The organism is Parazoarcus communis SWub3 = DSM 12120 (assembly GCF_003226565.1).
GTDB classification, from domain to species: Bacteria; Pseudomonadota; Gammaproteobacteria; order Burkholderiales; family Rhodocyclaceae; genus Parazoarcus; species Parazoarcus communis.
This window is the reverse complement of sequence record NZ_QKOE01000115.1, coordinates 1-524: the sequence shown is the minus strand read 5'-3', so window position 1 is coordinate 524 and position 524 is coordinate 1. Positions and strand designations below refer to the sequence as shown.

At 67.9% G+C, this 524-nt stretch carries 1 protein-coding gene; it reads right to left on the bottom strand.

Annotated elements, in window-relative coordinates; all coding sequences use genetic code 11:
• A partial coding sequence (locus DNK49_RS23310; RefSeq protein ID WP_279386440.1) for a Bug family tripartite tricarboxylate transporter substrate binding protein occupies window positions 1-449 on the bottom strand: 449 nt, incomplete at its 3' end.
• Window positions 450-524 lie beyond the last annotated feature (75 nt).

Below are 524 nucleotides of genomic sequence, written 5' to 3'. Positions count from 1 at the left end.
GGATGGCTCTTGGCGTAGGCCAGCAGGTCGGGCAGCGTCTGCCACGGCGCCTCGGCGCGCACCACGACCCCCATGACGAAGCCGGTGATCTGCAGGATGTAGGTGAGGTCGGCGATCGGGTCGTAGCGAAGCTGCGGATTGAGCAGGGGTTGGCGCAGCACGCTCATATGCATCTGCGAGATCGTGTAGCCGTCGGGCTTGGCCTCCTGCAGCGCCAGCGCCCCCAGCACGCCCGACGCGCCGCCCTTGTTCTCGACCACCACCGGCTGGCCGAGTTTACGGGCGGCCGACTCCGCCAGGATACGAAAGCCGCCATCCGCCGGGCCGCCGGCTGCCCAGGGAATGATCAGCTTGACCGGCCGGTCGGGAAAACGCGGCTGGGCGCGGGCAGCGCCGGTCGCGAGTACAGAAGCGCCCGTTAGCACGGCGCGCCGACCGATATGAGGCATGATCCCCTCTACTCCTCCTCCGCACGAAGCGCGGGGCGAGAAGACTATCTGGGAATCACCGCCATGGCTTGGATT